This window comes from Nitrosomonas sp. (assembly GCF_019635155.1).
Lineage (GTDB): Bacteria > Pseudomonadota > Gammaproteobacteria > Burkholderiales > Nitrosomonadaceae > Nitrosomonas.
Genome location: NZ_JAHBZY010000017.1, coordinates 1 through 18,249 on the forward strand (window position 1 = coordinate 1; position 18,249 = coordinate 18,249).

General features: G+C 44.3%; 20 protein-coding genes. 14 read left to right on the forward strand and 6 right to left on the reverse strand.

From position 1 onward, the window contains the following. The 4 genes from KF839_RS11485 to KF839_RS11500 all read right to left on the reverse strand — a co-directional run. On the reverse strand, nt 1-218 hold a 218-nt coding region (locus tag KF839_RS11485; protein ID WP_292917983.1), incomplete at its 3' end, for a thioredoxin domain-containing protein. Nucleotides 219-246: 28 nt separating this feature from the next. Continuing rightward, nucleotides 247-564: a chaperone modulator CbpM gene (locus KF839_RS11490; protein WP_292917984.1), complete on the reverse strand. Its 318-nt coding sequence runs from the start codon at nt 562-564 to the stop codon at nt 247-249. Between the two features lie 3 nt (nt 565-567). Further along, complete coding sequence (locus tag KF839_RS11495; protein WP_292917985.1) at nt 568-1,509, reverse strand: DnaJ C-terminal domain-containing protein; 942 nt, start codon at nt 1,507-1,509, stop codon at nt 568-570. 293 nt (nt 1,510-1,802) lie between these two features. Continuing rightward, a complete protein-coding gene (locus KF839_RS11500) occupies nt 1,803-2,975 on the reverse strand; it encodes an alkaline phosphatase PhoX (RefSeq protein WP_292917986.1) in 1,173 nt (390 codons plus the stop codon). Nucleotides 2,976-3,052: 77 nt separating this feature from the next. On the opposite strand from KF839_RS11500, the gene KF839_RS11505 reads away from it, so the two are divergent. Next, nucleotides 3,053-3,439: a multidrug ABC transporter permease gene (locus KF839_RS11505; protein ID WP_292917987.1), complete on the forward strand. Its 387-nt coding sequence runs from the start codon at nt 3,053-3,055 to the stop codon at nt 3,437-3,439. A 26-nt stretch (nt 3,440-3,465) separates the two neighbouring features. Further along, nucleotides 3,466-3,840: a hypothetical protein gene (locus KF839_RS11510; RefSeq protein WP_292917988.1), complete on the forward strand. Its 375-nt coding sequence runs from the start codon at nt 3,466-3,468 to the stop codon at nt 3,838-3,840. A 142-nt stretch (nt 3,841-3,982) separates the two neighbouring features. Here the strand turns inward: KF839_RS11510 and KF839_RS11515 are convergent, their stop codons facing one another. Together KF839_RS11515 and KF839_RS11520 are read right to left on the reverse strand one after the other, a co-directional pair. Beyond that, nucleotides 3,983-5,920: a multicopper oxidase family protein gene (locus KF839_RS11515; RefSeq protein WP_292917989.1), complete on the reverse strand. Its 1,938-nt coding sequence runs from the start codon at nt 5,918-5,920 to the stop codon at nt 3,983-3,985. Nucleotides 5,921-5,997: 77 nt separating this feature from the next. Then, nucleotides 5,998-6,912, reverse strand: a complete 915-nt coding sequence (locus tag KF839_RS11520) for an HDOD domain-containing protein (protein ID WP_292917990.1) — start codon at nt 6,910-6,912, stop codon at nt 5,998-6,000. Between the two features lie 444 nt (nt 6,913-7,356). Between KF839_RS11520 and KF839_RS11525 the strand changes: the two genes are divergently transcribed. The 12 genes from KF839_RS11525 to KF839_RS11580 are packed head-to-tail and all read left to right on the forward strand — an operon-like array spanning nt 7,357 to nt 18,248. After that, nucleotides 7,357-8,109: a 2-oxoacid:acceptor oxidoreductase family protein gene (locus tag KF839_RS11525; protein WP_292917991.1), complete on the forward strand. Its 753-nt coding sequence runs from the start codon at nt 7,357-7,359 to the stop codon at nt 8,107-8,109. Beyond that, entirely contained in the window at nt 8,106-9,032 is a 927-nt protein-coding gene (locus KF839_RS11530) for a hypothetical protein (RefSeq protein ID WP_292917992.1), read from the forward strand. Before KF839_RS11525 ends, KF839_RS11530 begins: the two co-directional genes overlap by 4 nt. Then, on the forward strand, nt 9,029-11,005 hold the full coding sequence (locus tag KF839_RS11535) for a thiamine pyrophosphate-dependent enzyme (protein WP_292917993.1): 1,977 nt from the start codon (nt 9,029-9,031) through the stop codon (nt 11,003-11,005). The genes KF839_RS11530 and KF839_RS11535 overlap by 4 nt, the downstream gene beginning before the upstream one ends. Before the next feature lie 42 nt (nt 11,006-11,047). Next, nucleotides 11,048-11,323, forward strand: coding sequence for an acyl carrier protein (locus tag KF839_RS11540; protein ID WP_292917994.1), 276 nt, complete (start codon nt 11,048-11,050; stop codon nt 11,321-11,323). Nucleotides 11,324-11,374: 51 nt separating this feature from the next. After that, entirely contained in the window at nt 11,375-12,589 is a 1,215-nt protein-coding gene (locus tag KF839_RS11545) for a beta-ketoacyl-[acyl-carrier-protein] synthase family protein (RefSeq protein WP_292917995.1), read from the forward strand. Between the two features lie 3 nt (nt 12,590-12,592). Then, nucleotides 12,593-13,336, forward strand: coding sequence for a 3-oxoacyl-[acyl-carrier-protein] reductase (gene fabG / locus KF839_RS11550; RefSeq protein WP_292917996.1), 744 nt, complete (start codon nt 12,593-12,595; stop codon nt 13,334-13,336). After that, complete coding sequence (locus KF839_RS11555; RefSeq protein WP_292917997.1) at nt 13,329-14,084, forward strand: MBL fold metallo-hydrolase; 756 nt, start codon at nt 13,329-13,331, stop codon at nt 14,082-14,084. Before fabG ends, KF839_RS11555 begins: the two co-directional genes overlap by 8 nt. Beyond that, complete coding sequence (locus KF839_RS11560) at nt 14,077-15,279, forward strand: beta-ketoacyl-[acyl-carrier-protein] synthase family protein (RefSeq protein ID WP_292917998.1); 1,203 nt, start codon at nt 14,077-14,079, stop codon at nt 15,277-15,279. The genes KF839_RS11555 and KF839_RS11560 overlap by 8 nt, the downstream gene beginning before the upstream one ends. Nucleotides 15,280-15,283: 4 nt before the next feature. Further along, nucleotides 15,284-15,712: a hotdog family protein gene (locus KF839_RS11565; protein WP_292917999.1), complete on the forward strand. Its 429-nt coding sequence runs from the start codon at nt 15,284-15,286 to the stop codon at nt 15,710-15,712. Between the two features lie 25 nt (nt 15,713-15,737). Continuing rightward, nucleotides 15,738-16,073 (forward strand): ApeI family dehydratase, encoded by a 336-nt coding sequence (locus KF839_RS11570; RefSeq protein WP_292918000.1) that lies wholly within the window; start codon nt 15,738-15,740, stop codon nt 16,071-16,073. Nucleotides 16,074-16,087: 14 nt separating this feature from the next. Then, nucleotides 16,088-17,611, forward strand: a complete 1,524-nt coding sequence (locus KF839_RS11575; RefSeq protein ID WP_292918001.1) for an FAD-dependent oxidoreductase — start codon at nt 16,088-16,090, stop codon at nt 17,609-17,611. A 43-nt stretch (nt 17,612-17,654) separates the two neighbouring features. Beyond that, nucleotides 17,655-18,248 (forward strand): tetratricopeptide repeat protein, encoded by a 594-nt coding sequence (locus KF839_RS11580; protein ID WP_292918002.1) that lies wholly within the window; start codon nt 17,655-17,657, stop codon nt 18,246-18,248. The last annotated feature ends 1 nt before the right edge of the window (nt 18,249 follow it).

The window sequence follows — 18,249 nt, forward strand, 5'->3', positions numbered from 1 at the left end:
ATCATGCGGCACGGACCGCACCAAGGCGCCCAGAAATCGGCCAGCACCGCGATATCGTTGTTGGCGATATGCTTGTTGAAATAAACTTCCGTCAGTTCCACCGGCTGCGCCGTGAAAAGCGGTTGATGACAGGCGCCGCACTTGGGTGAAGCGCCTAAGCGATCACTGGGAACGCGATTGGTTGCATGACAGTGCGGACAGACGATATGTGAAAGCATGATTGATTTCCTTGCGAGGCTGGTGTTTTTAATATTCGTCCAATCCCGAAGTTTTCAAGCGCGTGCGTAACGATTCGACTTCCTCGATTAAATCGGCCACCAGGCCGGCCAGTTCCGGATTGCTGTCAAAATCGCGTTCAATCGCGATGATTCGTTTGATCCGTATCAAGCTGCGGCTGTCGAAAGCCCATGAATCCGGACTGGCTTGAAGCCGGTCGCTATCCGGTAACAATCCCCATTGCACATGCTCGATGACCCATTCGCGGCTTACACGACAGCTACGCGCCAGTTCATCCAGGCTGAGCATGGCTTCTTCCAGTAACAGTGCATCAATTTCGCGAGACATGGTTTAAACCCCCAGATGCTGGCGCGGATCGAATGCGAGTTCCCGCGCCATGTTTTGATAAAACTCACGTGCTTTTTCAGTTGTGGCAGGCGGCAATACCACTTCCAGTATTAAATATAGATTGCCCGGTGTGGCGGCAGGTATGCCGCGGCCTTTCAGGCGCAGTTTGCGGCCGCTTTGCGAGTTTTCCGGGATACGCACTTCGACCAGACCGTCCGGCACCGGTACTTTGACGGTTGCACCCAATACTGCTTCCCAAGGCGCAACTGGTAATGTGATATAGATATCCTTGCCTTCGATGCGGTAGCGGTTATGCGGCTTGAACTGAACTTCCAGGAACAAGTCACCTGCTGGCTCGCCGTTATGTCCGGGGCCGCCTTGACCGGCCAGCCGGATTACCTGACCGGCATGCACGCCTTTGGGAATGCGCACATTCAACGTGTGTTCGGTGAATACCGGCCGTCCTTGGTCATCAAGTTTCGGCATACGTAAGGAAATGCTGCGAGTGGTACCGCGATAGCTGTCTTCCAGGTCGAGCATGATTTTTGCGTGATGATCCTCGCCGCGCATGCGCTGATGCGTTTGCCGCGCACCGCCCCGCATGCCGCTGAACAATTCCGCAAAAAAGTCGCTGAAATCGGCTGTTTGCGCACCGTTGGAACTGCGTCCGCTGAATTCGAAGTTCGCATCCCAGCCGGGTGGCGGCTGGAAATCGCTGCCAGCCTGAGAACCGCGTTGCCCCAACTGATCGTAAGCCGCGCGTTTTTCCGGATCGGACAGTACGGTATACGCCTCGTTGACTTCCTTCATTTGGTGCTCGGCGTCAGCTTCCTTGGAAACATCAGGATGATATTTGCGCGCCAGACGGCGGAACGCTTTCTTGATGTCATCCGCCGAAGCGTCGCGTGGAACGCCGAGTGTTTGATAGTAATCTTTAAATTCCAAATCGATACTCCCGTTTATACCGCCGTGATTTTATGCCTATTATCGCTGTTTTATGCTTAAGAGTATCTCTAAAAATTCATATTTCGCCACAATACATGGTTATTCACAAAAATTATTTTCTTACCTATTAAGTCATAGGGCACGCTAATATCTCTTGTTTTCGCCTCGTCTTGTTTAAAACGCCGAATTCTTAGGAGCGTTCTTAATAGTGAACACGGTGTGTTTGTTTTCTGCCACAACATGGGGTCATCGCCTGGATTTATCAGGAACGGAGAAGCCGGACAAAAACCGTATCAGAACGGTCCGGTGATTTCGAATGTCATGCCGCCGTTAGCTTTCCCGCTGGTGCCGCGCTGGGAACTGAAATATAACCGTGAGCCGTCGGGACTAAACGCCGGACCGGCGATTTCGGAACGATCATGACCTACCAATTGCAGCAATGGCAATACCTTGTTATGCGTTAAAACCACGATTTGCATATCGCCGCCGTCTTCGGCGACCAATAATTCCCCCACAGCATTGCCGGTGATATTGTCGACGCCGGTCAACACCGGCGACAGATAGAGCGATGCGTTATATAACACGGCGATCCGGTTTTGCCGGACATCATACGCCCATACCCGGTTATCGCCTTTGGTGGTGAAGTAAATAACGCCTTGATGGTACCAAATGCCCTCGCCGCCATCAAATTGAGTGCTGTGGGGAACTTGCCGCCGTGTTGGTACTTTGGTTGCCAAAGGATCGGGAAGAATGTGCCAACGCACTGACCCAATCCGGCCTTTGATCACTTCGGCGACTTCCAGGAAGCCGTCATCGAGATTGGGATGACCCGCGTGATCAAACGAATGTGCGGTATACCGGTAAAGACAACCGTCGGTTTGATCCTCAGTCAGGTAAAGCTGCATATTTTGGGTATCGACCGCAACCGCTTCATGCCGGAAGACTCCCAGTGCGTTTCTGACTTGCGCAGCATTGCGGCCAAACGGATCGCATTCCCAGACCCGACCGTTATCGGTTTCCTCGCATGACAGCCAAGTTTGCCATGGCGTATGCCCGCCGGCGCAATTGCGGCTGGTATGTTGCAGAATTGAGTACGCATCGGCAATGTCACCGGCAGCATTGAAGCGCAACGCGCCGACGCCACCGGTCTGATGATCCAGTTCACTATTGGAAACATAGATCCAGCCGCCGTCTTCTGCTGCGAACGTCGCGCCGCCATCGGGGGCTGCGTGCCAGGTATAGTCAAATATTTTTTGATTCGAGCAGGCCACGATGCGGGAAGTAAACCCCGCAGGCAAGCGCACGCCGTTTGGGTCCGGCGGCAGTAACTCACGTTGCGAAGTCAGCAGCGAATGTAATGCCGCTGCATTGCCAAACGCTGGCAACAGCGCGTTACCGGCAAAAGCTCCCAGACTCAGGAAGCCGTATTGCAACAAGGTGCGCCGATCGGTATTGAACGTATTCATGCCGGGACTCCTAGGAGATAGGGAGATGGTTTACAATGCGATGCTGTTAATTATTCCTTTGATAAAAGCTTCTGACAATGCTTCAAATTCTAAAACCGATTGTATCCCTGCTGATGTTTCTGACGGTGTTGTTTTTTATCAATACCATGTTGACGATCACCACTAATTTTCCGGCATGGCTCAGCACGGCTTTTTCCGCCGCTTGCGCCGGAGTGGGTGCTTGGTTCACTTGGAAAATCATTTCCGCAAAGAAAACCAACGTCTGGGTTGCCGTTATCGGCGGCGCACTAATTCTAGGCGGATTATTCTTTACGCTGGGATTTTTAGGACCGATGGTTATTGCGAAAGACACCAGCCAAGGACCGATGATCGGAATCTTTATTGCCGCACCATTGGGAGTCATTCTTGGTGCGATCGGTGGGTATATGTATGCGTCAAAGCAGAATGCGAGCGATGGGGACTGATTTCTTTATAGCATGCACATTTACGAATGAAACTCGAGAAAATAAGATACTCAGATTTAAATTCCCGTCAGAAAGAGATTTTTAATTTCCAGAAAGTAGCAGGTCTTCTGGCGGATTATGGATTTAATTGCATTAAGCTTGCCGATGATTGGGAAGGTGCAGATTTTCTCGCATATCACAAAAATGGTCATGAGACCCTCAAAATACAACTTAAGTCGCGACTTGCAATTGCACAGAAATACATAAATCGCTATATATGGTGTTTCCAGTTAGTGGTTTTTGGTATCTTATTGGACATGACGAGTTGGTCGAAATACTTAAGGAGCATACAGCATGGCTTAAATCTGATTCCTGGCAAAAGTATGGAGCCTACAGTGCAAATAAACCAAATAAAAAGTTAATCATTGCCTTACAGAATTCAAAATTGTAGTTAAGAATTCGACTAATGATCACGGCATAAATTGAATTCACATAAAAGTAGAAAGCGGATTAAATTCATTGCTCTATGGACTTGAGCCGCTTTCCGGCATTTACCTCAAAATATTAATGTTCCTGTTTCTTCTGTGACGAGTGATGACTGCCGGAGTGTGGCAGAATCCTCACCAATTCCATCATGCCATTATCTTCATGAAAAACATTGTGGCAGTGCATTACCAGGAAGCCGGTAAAGTCTAGCGGTTTTTGCAGGAATTGCACGATTTCACCGATTTCCGCATTACCTTCCTTATCCGATTTTGTTTCCACTAGCAGCGTATCGCGCCAGATCGGAAACGGGTATTTGATTTGCCCGCGCGAGACCAGTTGAAATGAATTGATATGGATATGAAACATATGCGTGCCTGCAGCACTTTGTGCGGACCATAAGTCGACTTGTTTCAATGCGAGGTCACGTTGACTGCGGATTGGATTGAACACTCTAGCGTTGATGATCGATGCGCCGCCGTCAATGGGCGCGAATTCGCTGTTCGTGAAGCCGAAGACAGCACCCTGGGTAGGGAGTTCAGGACTTTTCGCCGCAGTGATGGTCGTTGGCGCATTGAGTTTATTGAGCGCTTGTTGTGTCGGTACTTCGGTATTATAGGCAATCTCGCTTGCGCTGGCTTCGACATTCACCGTGAGGATCGGTGTTGAATTCTCGTAGCGGGAAGCTTGGCATAACTCGTTGACGGGAACGGCACTGTCGGATTGATCGACGCTGTCGTACAAGGCATATATGCCTGGTGTGGCAGGGGCCTTGATCATTAAATCCAGTCTTTGACCCGCGGCCAGTAAAAGTAATTCGTTATTCAGGATATCGTAACCACTGACTGGTTCTGCGACAGGATTGGTCAGAAGTACCGGCAAATCTTGTCCGTGTGCATTGGGATTGCGCACGGGAATGCCGTCCGCGGCTAAAACATAAGCCGCCGGTGCTGCGGTCAATGGTTGATCGTGACCGCTGCCAATCGGCACCAAACACATTGGAACGACATTGCCGATGCTGCCGTTAATCACTCGCCAAAGCTGGGCCTCGTTGGTCAACATCGTGATGGTTGGCTGGAATTGACCGTTGACCGATAATTCGTTGTTGGAAACACCAGGGGCGGGCGGTTTGGGGCCACCGAATGCGCAACCGTTCTGATTGCCGTATACGCTCATGCAGTCGATACGATAAGGATCTTTTTCAGTGCCGGAACCCGTGCCGTCCGGGTAATTACCGCCATATGCGATTTCCTGCAGCAAAATAATTTGTTCACGCGCTTTTCGCACGGCGGGCAAGCTTTCCAGGCCGTGCACCGGATCTTCGATAATCAATGCTCCGGCTATACCATTGGCCAGATGCATTGCGACTGCGCCGTGCTTATGCGCATGGTACCAGTAAGTGCCGGAAGGGTGATTGGCGGGGATTTTATACGCATAAGCAAATTTTTTCGTGACGCAATTGGCTCTGCCGAATTCAGCATCGCAGTCCTTCAGCGGTTCTTTGGGCGTATTTTCCGGGAAAATATTCAGCAACACATTGTCACTCGGGCTTCGCGGTGAGACATGCAAGCCATGCGTATGCAGATTGATGACATCGAATCCGTGTGGATTGGTGGTGCTGTGGCCGCCATCACCGGCGGATTCTTCATAGCTGAGATTGTTCTTGAAAAGAATATTCAGTTTGTCTCCGGGACGGACACGTAAAGTTGGTCCGATCAGCAACTGAGTGGCGGATGAAGAAGCGGCGGGTTTGCTGTGCGTGAGTTTTACGCCGCGTGCTTTAACCACCGGGTTCTCGCCCGGGCCTTTTGATGCTGTCGGCGAAGGACCCGGAAGCGTGTAAGTGTCGGAATCAACATCCAAATGGACGCTTAAGGATTTTGTGGCGCCTGAGCTGGCCGATACCGGCATTTGTAGCGATGCCGCGTGAGTTAACGTGCTTGCCAGAGTGATGGTCGTGACGAAAAAAACAGAAACCATGATTTGCATTCTATATGTCTGCCAGGTGTTTTTTTTCATTTTATTGTTTCCTCTGAAGAGTTATTGAGTTATTGATTAACCAACGCTGATGCAAGTGTATGCATTAGTTGAAATAATCATGCGGCATTCGCAAATTGTTTGGCTTGCGCGGCAATGATGCCGATTTCTTCCGTAATTGCAGGGGCTTTATTGGTATCAATCCCAAGAGAAATCCACTCTCGCTCGGTAATTTCTTGTGTGCCGTGATCAGCTTTCACAAAATCCGGCAACAATTTTTCCGCAATGCAGACAAGTCTGACCAAAGGTTCAATCTCGGCTGCGTCAGGGTGATCCGGCGTATGATGATAGCGGATAACACCGACAATTTCCGCGGGTAATCCCCAATGTGATCCGAGTTGCGCACCGATTTCGCCATGATGCATACCGAGCAATCCGCACTCGATTTCGAGGGGGGCTGCGTCACTGGGCGCGCTTAGCTTTTCGTATAAAACGTTGCTGAGGTCTTTGGCGATAAAACTAAGAACATTATAGCCAATGTCGTGCAGTAGTCCGGCCAGAAAAATTTGATCTTCCATCGGGCGCTGCCGTGCCGGCATATATCGGGCGATGGTACGCATTGCGGAAGCGATCGCCATACTATGCGCCCAAAGTTCTGTCGCTTTGAATTTTCCTTCGGTCGATTTGGAAAACGCCGCGATGGTCGCCATGCCGATGGCGATCGCCTTGATCTGTATCAATCCCAAGCGCATAGCGGCATCTCTGACAGATGAAATCATTCCTGGCGCGCCAAATAGCGATGCATTGGACAAGCCGATAATACGCGCTGAAATTTGCGGATCCTGCGCGATCAATTTCAATAACTGCGCCTCGCCCTCATCGGTATTGAGCGGTAATGCCAGCATTTTTCTAGCGATTGCCGGCATCGCAGGGAGTTCATGAATCCGCTCGAGGGATTTTTGCAGGTCTAAATGGTTAGAGAGGATACGTGCATTCGGCGAATTATTCGCCTCGGTCAATCCGATTTCACTCATCTTGAAAACCTATTGTCGATAAAAAGATAGTCAACCAACGTGATCGGTCCGGGATCGCCAATCATCATCGAATCGTCGTTGTGCAGGACCGGTTATTACATACCCCGGTACGATTCACCGGGTTCCGGAAAACTATGACACGTTGCACATTATAGAAAGCCGTAGCGGCCAGTGACGGCTGAATAACACAGTAAAAGGTATCTGTTTTCAGAATTACTGAGCCGGGCTGTGCAGATTCATTCAGTTATGTCAGTGACTAATTAAATACAAGAAGTGTGATAGAAATCACAGAGATGAGTGGTGAAGGTATGCTCAAATACATCTATTCAGTTCCGCAAATGTTGAGCGTTTGGAAATACGCAATTTCAACTTATAAATAGAAAGTAATGAAAGTGATTTAAGGTCGCTTTAAATTTATAAATTTCAGATTCAATTGTATCAATTATGAACTTAACTACTATGGATTCTCTGGAATTGATCAATCGGATAAATGCTGTAACGAATTTGAGTTCGTCTAATTTAAATATCATGATTGTTGGTTTAGGTGGATTGGGAGTTGTCAGTTTTACTCATAAAGTACGCGACTTACTAGCTCTTCGCTATTCTCACATTCACACAACTGAACAGCGGGGTGTTGCACAAAAACGTGCTTCAACTTCCGCGGTAATAACAGCATCTGATTTTTTTATTGCCCCATCTTTATCTGAAGCTAAGGTAAATTTATTAATTGCTTTGGAACCACTAGAAGCTCTCCGTTCAGCACATTTATTAGAGCCTGATGGAGTATGTTTTATTGCTGACACTCGAATTGAAACCATTTGTGGTTGTCATCGTAAATATGTGTACCCTAGTACAAAGGAAATTGTTCAATTAATTGAGCTTGGTGGAGTTCGCTGTTTAACTTTGCCGGTGACTAGCTTACTAAGATCTGAACGTTTGTTACCTGTCCATACCTCCAGCGCGATGTTAGGAATGTTTTGCGCTGCATTCAATTTTGACCTTGAGTTAGTTTTAAACAATTCAGATAAAAACAAAGTACATTCTTTGAATACCAAAAATCGAACTGCTCTGCAATGGGGTTGCAATCAATTCCAAAGAATTCAAAGTTCGAATGAATCGATTTCATTGACCGATCCGCAACCAATGAAATCAAATTTCTATCATCAATCTGTGTTTGGAATAAAGAGTGTGGTATGAAATCAGCATCCAATATCATTTATATGTTTCCAGGTTTGGGTGCTGAATATCCCGGCATGCTGACAGCTTTCTGTAAACATTATCCATGGGCGGAATCTGTTATCAGAGACTGGGAAAGTAGTATCGATTTTCCTCTGCTGAATTACGAGCCGGAATCTGCTCGAGATAAAGAACTTTCACGACAACTTCAAATTCATTGTCTCAATTTATTATGGTGGAAGCTAGCTAAACCTCAAGCTGATAGCAGAGCTATATGCTGTGGTCACAGTCTAGGTTTCTATGCTTCCTTGGTTGCTGCCGGCGTGCTTTCTGAAGCAGATTCATGGTTCTGGATTCGAAGTATTTTTAATGAAGGATGGCAGGAGTTTCATGACAATCCCAATCGCATCGTCGTTTTAACTACTTCGGTTGCAATTGATGCTAATCGACTAGCAAAACAATTTGATGTCGAAATGATAGTTCGTAACAGTAGCTTGCAGGTGGTTATCTACGGGCGGCCAGAAAATATTACAAAAATGTGTGATGCCTTAAGATGGGTAGTGCTGCGTTACAGTGATCTAGGAACCATTATCCCGTTTCACTCTGTTGCGATGAATGGTGTTTGCAGCAGAATGCTTGAAATAGGGATTAATCATCGAAATCATTTTGATTCATCTCGTTATGAACTATGGTCTCACTTGACAGGAGAACCAATAAAATCCCGAGAGACTATTTTTCAAACATTACTGGAACAGCCAATGAGAACTGTCAATTGGCAACGACTGATTCAGAATTTGTGCAATCGTTATCAACCAGAATTTATTGAGATCGGACCAAATCGTATTCTTAATCAATTGGTAAGGTGGATAAATCCTGCAGTCAGAGTTAACTATATTGATCATATTCGTAAACGTAATCAATTGCCTGTAGGAGAATTGATATGACTTTCTTGAGTGGTTGTGAAGCAATTGCACAAGGTGCTTGGGAAGGTGGAGCGAGCTTTTCTTGTTCATATCCTGGTTCACCTGTAACTGGCATTATCGATAGTTTAAAGCGATTCCCAGAAATAAAAACTCAATGGGTGGCCAATGAAAAGGTTGGTATGGAAATCGCCGTTGGAATAGCTCATGCCGGAGCTAGATCATTAGTTATCATGAAGCACGTTGGTTTAAATGTAGCTGCTGATCCTTTTTTTAATGCTGCTTATACCGGTGTTCGTGGTTCATTAGTTGTAATTGTCGGTGATGATCCAGGAGCAAAATCATCACAGAATGAACAGGACACGCGCTTACTGGCCTTAGCTGCCAACGTTCCAGTGCTAGAACCATCCAGTATAGAAGAAGCTTTGGTTTTTACGCGCTTAGCTTTTGATATTAGTCATAAGTTCGATATTCCCGTTGTTGTCAGAGTTACAACACAGCTATGTTATGGCACCAGTAAGGTAGTGACTGGCACGAGGAAGTCAGTCGTTAATGATTTTAATTTTGCTAGACCAATACAAAAATACCTTTTACTGCCAAGATTTGTTCCTGCGCTTCATAAAGATTTAAATCAAAGAATTGATAATCTAATGCAGTCACACTGGAGTCAATGGTTTTGTCATTCTTTGCTTCCTTCAGCTTTTTCAACCAACCCGTTTGTAAAATATCCATTTGGTATTGTTGTCGCCGGATTTCCTGGCGCATTTGTAACCAAAGTATTTCAACATGAAGTTCCTATTCTAAAGATAGGCATGAGTTTTCCATTAAATGAGATGGAAATTAGAAATTTTGCCCAGCAATGTGAGTTTATTTTAGTCGTTGAAGAATCGAGTCGCTTTATCGAACATCAATTGCGTGCAATGAATCTACAAGTTGTAGAAAGACCGAATTTTGATGGCGTCGGAGAATTTAATCCGGATCAATTATTAAGTCCGGAAATTCCCCAATTGGTAAATAGCTTAAAAAATTTTATAAAATCTTCAGGTAGCTCAGGGAAATATCAAGCTTCATTAGTCCAGCAATTGAATTATCTGGTCGACTCAGCACCGGATCATGTGCATCCACTAGACATTCCACCTAGACCCCCCGGATTTTGCGCCGGATGCTCACATAGAGGAATTTTTTACGAATTAAGTAAGCGTAATCTTTATGTTGTCGGTGACATTGGTTGCTATACATTAGGTTCTTTGGAGCCTTTCAATGCATTACACACCAATCTATGCATGGGGGCAAGTATAGGATTGCTACATGGGTACATTACAGCCATGGGAGCGGAAGCAGCAGGATCTTCTGTTGCTGTCATAGGGGATTCAACTTTTTTTCATTCTGGTATTCCACCATTGATGACAGCAATAACAGCTAACATTCCTGCAACAATACTGATTCTTGACAACAGTGGCGCAGCCATGACGGGGTACCAGACAACCAGTATGTCTTTTACCTACCACGACTGGGAAAATTTTCTCGGCGCCTTGAAGGTGCCCGAATTTGCTGTTGTCGATGCACTTGATATCAAACAACTTCAAGTCACTTTAGACAAATTCCTAACTTCTAGCAAGCTCTCGGTGATGGTTCTTAAGGGTGATTGTGTCCAGGGCATTACGATTAAGAAACCTACAAATTACCGCTACATGATACAACAAGATATGTGTATCGAATGCGGGGAATGTTTAAAAGTCGATTGCCCAGCGATTGTTCCATCGTGGGATAAAAAAAATCGGCTTGAACAAGTAGCAATTTCAAATGAATGCATCGGTTGTGGTTTATGTTCCCAGACTTGTCCGGAGCATGCGATTGTTCCTAGAACAATCAATACATTAGCTCCAAGTTTAACACCTATCCTATCGCGATTGCCGTGGCATGCAATTATACGTCGACTGCATCAAATAAAACCGATTAAACGACTATTAGCTCGCTTTGAAAGAGAAACTTATTAAATCTATCAATTACCGTTTTATTAACCAAGATGGAGAAATATCATGCAAGTTGATGAAATAAAGAATGAAATCAGAAGCATTTTTAAAGAAAGGCTGAATATGGATCTTTCAAATGTAACTGCAGGCGACGATGATGGGTTGTTTGCCGATGATGGATGGGGACTTGATTCAATTGATGTTATAGATATTGTTCTTGGGGTTGAACAGAAATTCGGCGTTAAATTAGGACAAGATGAAGAAATTCAAAGTCATTTCTACTCACTGAATACACTTGCAATTTATATCCAATCGTTACTGGTTAAGTCATTAACTGCATGATGATTAGTTTGTTTAATGTTTTTGGTACTCGATAAGTCAGGAGAGTCTGCCATGAAACGTATAGTGGTTACCGGGTTGGGTGTTGTCAGTCCTTGTGGGAATAATGCCGAACAATTTGAAGCTTCACTGCGACTTGGAAGAAGTGGTGTCAAGGCTAATCAATGGTATGACACAGAAGGTTTTGTATCGAAAGATATTGGAAAAATTATAGGGTTTGAAGTATCAAAAAGTTTAAGCAAACGAGAGCAAAGGCATTGTTCACAAGTCGATTTTTATGCGCTGTCGGTAGCGGAGGAAGCTTTCGATTCAGCTAAGCTGAAAGTAACAGAAAACAATTCCAATGGAATAGGGATTGTGCTAGGAAGTGGCGGTGCTGTATCAGATACGGAGAACTATGTTCGTAACCAGCTGCTAAATCAAAATACCATCCCTTCAAAGTTACTTGCATCAAATCCTGATAAAGCTGGAAACACAGTTGCGGCACACTATAACTTACACGGCCCACGCAGCAGTATCATGACTGCTTGCTCATCTGGAGCAACTGCTATTGGATACGCAGCAGATTTTATTCGAGAAGGTTATGCTGAAGTTATGTTGGCTGGTGGAGTTGAAGGCACTTCATATGTCACCTTAAGCGGATTTAATGCATTGGGCGCTTTATGTGCTGGAAGAAACCGCCCCTTTGATCGAAATCGAGATGGGATTGTATTGGGTGAGGCTGGCGCAATACTAATTCTTGAGTCATTAGACTCAGCACTTAAGAGAGGGGCTCCGATTATCGCTGAGTTTGTATCTTATGGTTTAAGCTCAGATGCGCATCATATTACTGCTCCGCATCCTGAAGGTCATGGAATGGCAAGAGCCATGCAACAAGCACTAAAGCTTGGAAAAGTCGATTGTGAAAAAATTGACTACATTAATGCCCATGGTACGGGCACGGTACTAAATGATAAATCTGAAGTTGCAGCGATAAAAAAAGTCTTCGGAAATCATGCTAACAAGCTCTGCGTTAGTACCATTAAACCCATGACCGGTCATACGCTCTCTGCTGCAGGCGCTCTGGAAGCTGTGGCAACACTACTTAGTTTGAATGGACAATTTGCTCCACCAACATTGAATTTTGAAACTCCAGACCCGGATTGTGATTTGGACTGTGTGCCTAACTTTGCTCGCAATCTTCACATGGAATACGCAATGTCGAATTCGTTGGCATTTGGTGGAAATAATACTTCATTAATATTCAAACGCTATCAGGACCAGGGCTGAGTCATGAATTCAACATCGCGAGTTGTACTGATTACCGGTGCTTCCCGAGGTATCGGAAGAAATATTGCAATAGAATTCGCCCTTTTAGGCAATAAGGTTGCGATCAATTATTGCAAGAGCGCGGAGAAAGCAGAGGAACTGTGTAGAGAAATCAGAGTAATGGGTGGTGAAGCCAAAGCATATCGGGCCAATGTCGCAAGTACTAGTGAAGTGGAAGTAATGGTCGATTTAATCGAGAGTGAGCTTGGTCCAATCGATGTTCTTGTTAATAACGCGGGAATTCTCAAAGACAATTATTTGGTCATGATGTCGGACCAAGCTTGGGATGATGTCATTGATATCAACTTGAAAGGTACCTTTTTATGCAGCCGCAATGTTGCAAAAAAAATGATGCCTAGACGCCAAGGGAAAATTATTAACATGGTGTCGATCAGTGGCTTGGTTGGTACACCTGGTCAAGCAAACTATGCGGCATCCAAAGGTGGAGTTATCGCAATGACGCGCTCTATGGCCAGAGAACTAGGGCGGTATGGCATTACTGTTAATGCTGTTGCACCAGGATTCATCGAAACCGAGATGCTCTCGGGGTTGAATCAGAAACAGCTAGGCAATCATTTGCAAACCATACCGTTGGGACGTATGGGCACAACCGAGGAAGTTGCAAAAATTACTGTTTTTATCGCTTCGAAGGATAACAGTTATATGACCGGTCAAATAATAGTCGTTGATGGAGGTCTCAGTGTCTAGTAATGCATCAGTATTTCGCCTTAATAAAGCATCACGCTTGACCCTTCGGGCTGGGGCTACGCTGATAATTGATGGCGATCACTGTATTTTAGTGGATTCAGGATATTTTGACACGACTGCGGAACTTAATGCCACTTTGCAGCAACAGGCGCAACTCAATATTTCAGATATTACGGATGTGTATTATACGCATCTACACTATGACCACTATCGCCCAACGATATTTGAGAATACTCAACTGCAATTCCATATACCCCAAATTGAATTTCAATTTGTCAATGAATTGATGAAACATCGTCAGAATGAGCAGCGGTTTAGTGCATTTCTTCAAGAAACACATGAATTGATTTCCCCTGTTTTTTTACGGCAATTTCTGTGTCTTGCTAACGATCCACGTTATATGCTGGATACGATTGCTGATCGTAATAAGATTCATCTGTGTCAGCCAGAAGAGCAATTGACTGATCATGTAAAGACAATTGACTTATCAGGACATTGCCCAGGTCAATTAGGCTTGGAAATTGAAACTGAGAATGGTGTTGGAATCGTTGCTGGAGATGCTGTCATCTCAATGAGTGATTTCTTGGCATCAGATACTCAGCATCATCTCATTGTTCATAATCGCAAAAAATTATTACTGTCACGACAAAAAGTAGCGCAGGCTGATTTTGTAATACCAGGGCATGGTGACTGGTTCAAACCGAAAGACAACACCCCGATTACTTTTAGGAGAGGATTTGATGAGTGATGCAATTGTAATTACTGGTATTGGAATTGTCAGTTCATTGGGTTCGAGTTGCGATAGCGCTGTCGAGATGATGTGTAATCGAGTAATCAGCATAGATAAAACCAAAGATCACGAATCTGATAAGTTTCATGGGACTGTAAGAGATTTTAACGTGGATAAATACATTAATCCACGTGAAGCCAGAAAAATGGATCCAATCAGTTGCTACACCATCGCAGCCGGTAGTCAAGCACTGGAACAAGCTAGACTAAGCATGGAAGAGAGAAATAACTGTGGATTACTCGTTGGTACCGGATTTTCTGGTCTCAGAAGTGTTGTTGAGCATCAGAAAAAATTCCTGCGCGATGGTATTACTATGTTAAGCCCGTTTCACTTTCCAAACACTGTTTACAATGCTGCAGCTGGGCTTGCAGCAATTAAGCTTGGGATAACTGGACCTAATTCGACCGTAACCGGTGTTGATGTCAGCGGTGAGCAAGCCATTCAATATGGCATCATGATGCTTAGGCAAGGTATGGTTGAACAGGTTCTGGTGATTGGGGTTGATGAACTAAGTGCTGCACTTATTAAAGGTTTCAGTGATATGCGCCTTCTTTCACAATCTGATGATACCCCTGCTTGTCCATTTTCTCGTAGTCGATCTGGTTTCAATTTGAGCGAAGGGTGTGCTGCATTATTAATAGAAACAGAAACGTCAGCGCGTAAGCGATCGGTTAAACCGCTGGCAGAAATTGAAGGTGTTGGTCTGAGTGCAGCTGCAGCGGATAGTTACAAGTTCGATAATGCTGGACACTATGCGCAAACCTCAATCAAACAAGCTCTGGAGAAAGCAGAACAAACAATGGCAGCAATAGATTGGATTTCCAGTTCTGCAAATGGTAGCAGGGTTTTAGATGCTGCTGAAATGAATCTGTGGCCATCATTACTGACAGAGTCGTCCGCAAAAATCACTGCAATCAAAGCATATACCGGCGAGTTTGCGGGTTCTGGCGTACTCAGGCTGGCTTTAGGGATTTCCTCATTATTACAGCGTGTTGTTCCGGTGATGGATCCTGACAAAGATTACGAAGATAGTATTCGACCCTATTTAAATTTTGATATGTCTGGAAAAGTTCTGCGTTTTTTACACCTAGGTTCTGGCATTGGTGGAAGTCAAATTGCCATGGTTGTTAATTGCTGTTCAGCACAGGGATGACCAGATGATATTCGATCTTGATACTATCCAAACAATATTACCTCATCGCCATCCGATTCTTTTATTGGATATGGTTGAAATCAGTGAGCCTGGGATAAGCGGTAAGAGTATCCTTAATTTTCCTCGAATAGCATTATGGGATTCACTAAGTGTAACTGAGCTTAAAGACGAATTAATTTTGGAAGGAGCTGCGCAACTACTAGGTGTGGTGGTATCCAGTAGGGATGAGCAATTGAATAAAGCGAAAGAAGATGAGGAGCGTTTGCTAGTGAGTTTTAGTCAGGTCGAATTTCAAGAGTCGGCCGATTTAGATCAAGCGGTTACGGTAACTGTCAAGGTTGCTTCTCAATTTGGAAGCATGAGTGTTGGAGATTTTAAAGCCGTACAACAGGAATGCGTACTTGTCAGTGGCAAAATTGTGATTATGGGGTGATAGATGTCATCTATATGAATTAACTATGAAAATATTATCTAAAGATTTTCTTATTAGTCCAAATCAATCGGTTTTAAAAGGCCATTTCCCCGGAAATCCGATACTGCCTGGCGTTATGTTACTGAGTTTTATTACAGATACGTTATCGGAAAGGCTGGGGCGACAATGTCATATCAAGAAAATTATTCGGCATAAATTTATAAAACCGATTTTTCCCGAATTCAGAATATGTGTCGAGTGCCAACTAAAACAAACTCAAACAGAATTTGATAATTGTTACTTGGTCAATTGCACTATTTTTGATCAATACAGAAATCCGATTGCCAGCGGGCAGTATAAAGTTGAGTGTTTACCATCATGAATCGTAGACGAGCCATGCAATCGATGATGACAATCGGACTGCTAGGGATGGGTTCTTGTGCCGGTATCAATTTTCGTGTAGATCCGAAAAGTAAAGTTACTGAAATCAAACTGCCAATTGAATTTGATGAGATCGATCACTTTCAGGTTCCACACAAGCTTCGGGATGGATATGTTTTCTCGATACCATCTCCATCGCTTAGTAAGGATGTTGTAATTGTTGGAGGAGGAATTTCTGGGCTGACGGCCTTAAAATCATTAGCAGGGTACGATGCTTTGCTAGTGGAGAAAGAGAAGGAAGTTGGCGGCAACTCAAGACGCAGGGAAGCTAATGGTATTTACTATCCGCTGGGCGCTATTGTCAATCAGGGACCCATTGCGCCATTTACCGATTTTTTTAATGAACTCAATATTCCTTTTGAGCAGTTAAATGGAAAGCATCTGGTCTACCACATCAATGGCCATAGCGTTGCGGATCCATTGCATGAAGGCTGGCGCGAATTACCATTGATAGCTAAAGAACAAGAGTCATTCCAGCGACTCGGTGATGATTTGCTGGCATTCGCTGATCCTGTTAATGGTATTTTTTTCCCTCGCAGTGACAATAAGCAGAATATTAAGGAGTTGGATCGACTGACATTCAAACAATATCTGGCACAGCAGAGCTATACACCTGGTGTAGAAAAGTTTATGCAACTGATTTTAAGTTCGCGATTGGGTGAAGATGGAAACGATGTGTCAGCATGGATCGCTTTGTATATTCTATCTACATTAAGGCAACCGGTATTTACTTTACCAGGTGGTCATGGCGTAATTTCTGAGAAACTGTCTGAGTATTGTTTGCGACAAAGACCTGATTCCATTCGCTCAAATTTTACGGTGATTCGCATTGAGAATAAGGTCAATAACAAAGTATGGATCACCGGTATCGATGAATATGGTGCATTGCAAACGATTGAGGCTAATTGCGTTGTTATGGCAGCACCTAAAGTTTACGCGAAATATGCGATTCATGGTCTGACTGAAGATCGACCCAAACTGTATGACCGTTTCCACTATAACGCGTATTTAGTTGCACAGATCGAATTAAATCGACAAGTAACTGATGCTTTTGAAACAGTTAGTGCATCACATTTTAGTCGATTTATCATTGCTCCCGATTTATTAAAAAATAATCATAGCTCATCAGGTTTAAGTCATTTAACGATTTATATTCCTTATCCTGGCAAATCCGGTCGAATCTCACTCTACAGTGAATTCACAGAGAAACTTGCTAAAACAATCATTGCTGATTTACACGAAATCATGCCGCAAACACGAGGTGCCATTACCTCTATTTATTTGCATCGTTGGGGGCATCCTATGCTTTCTTGTCCTCCGGGGATAGATCAATTGAGTGTTGCTGCCAAGGAGCCATTTGGTCGCATTGCTTTTGCACATAGTGATTCATTCGGTATTTCTGGATTGTATTCTGCAGTTTGGTCTGGCATGGAAGCTAGTATTGATGCACAACTTATTTTGGAGGATCAGTATGTTTAACCACTTTTCACTTAATCATCTAATAACTAAAAGAGGTACTACGATGAAAACAAAGCTAGCAATATTTTGTATTTGGTTATTTTCTTCAACATTTGTTTTTGCAACACCTATCGAAGATTTGCGAGGAGATGAAGCAAAAGCAGCGTTACGCCAGTATGAAACAAAAATTAAAGAAAATCCAAATGATTTTGAGGCATTAAAATCTGCCGGCATTATTTTGCATCAACTCAGTCGAATCCATGCTAATCAACAGCAAGTCAGTATGTCGGAGAGTTATCTAAAATCAGCTTTGACGTTGCATGATAATGATTCGGAAGCTATGGCTTGGCTTGGTAGCATAACAACCATGAAAGCAATATTTGAGTCTGATCCGGGCAAAAAAACATTTTTTGTAAAATCCGGTACCCGTCTTTTAGATAAAGCTATTCAAAAGGCACCGGATAATACTGTAGTGCGCTTAACACGTGCTTATAACAGTCTCGAGCTTCCAGTATTTTTAATGCGTACTAAATTCGCCGTCGAAGACTTCAAGCATTACTTGGTGCTATGTAAATCAATAAATTGCTCAAAGGAACACATTGCTGCAGCTAACACTAAGCTAGCAGAAGCAGAAAAAATACTCGCTGATAATTTCTGAA